Consider the following 544-nt stretch of genomic DNA (forward strand, 5'->3'; position numbering starts at 1 on the left):
ACTGCCGGCGCCGGCCGACGATGCCTATGCGCGGGCAGCCTATGCGGCGCCGCGCGGCGCGATCGAGACGGCGCTGGCAGAGATCTGGGCGGAGCTTCTCGGGGTCGAGCGGGTCGGACGCCACGACAACTTCTTCGAGCTCGGCGGCCACTCGCTCCTGGCGGTGCAGCTCTTGAGCCGGCTGTCGCAGGCTGTTGGCGTCGCGCTGCCGCTGACGGGGCTGTTTGCCAAACCGGTGCTGGCGGAGCTGGCGGCAAGCATCGTGGAGGTGTTGAGCCGCTCCGGTCCGCAAGAGCTGCCGGCGATTGCGGCCGTGTCGCGTCATGAGCCGCTGGTGCTGTCGTTTGCGCAGCAGCGGCTGTGGTTTTTGGCGCAGCTGGACGAGGGCAGCACGAACTACCACATTCCGCTGGCCTCGCGGCTGCGTGGGGCGCTCGACCGCAGCGCCTGGCAGCGCAGCCTTGACCGTTTGTTTGCCCGTCACGAGGCGCTGCGCAGTGTCTTTGTCGCACCGGAGGGCAAGCCCCGGGTTGAGGTTCTGCCG

General features: G+C 69.5%; 1 protein-coding gene. It reads left to right on the top strand.

Translation table 11 applies throughout. From position 1 onward, the window contains the following. A partial coding sequence (locus GWE18_RS41995; protein WP_275191318.1) for a phosphopantetheine-binding protein occupies window positions 1-544 on the top strand: 544 nt, incomplete at both ends.

Origin of the sequence: Bradyrhizobium sp. CSA112, from assembly GCF_029051645.1 — a bacterium.
GTDB lineage: Bacteria > Pseudomonadota > Alphaproteobacteria > Rhizobiales > Xanthobacteraceae > Bradyrhizobium.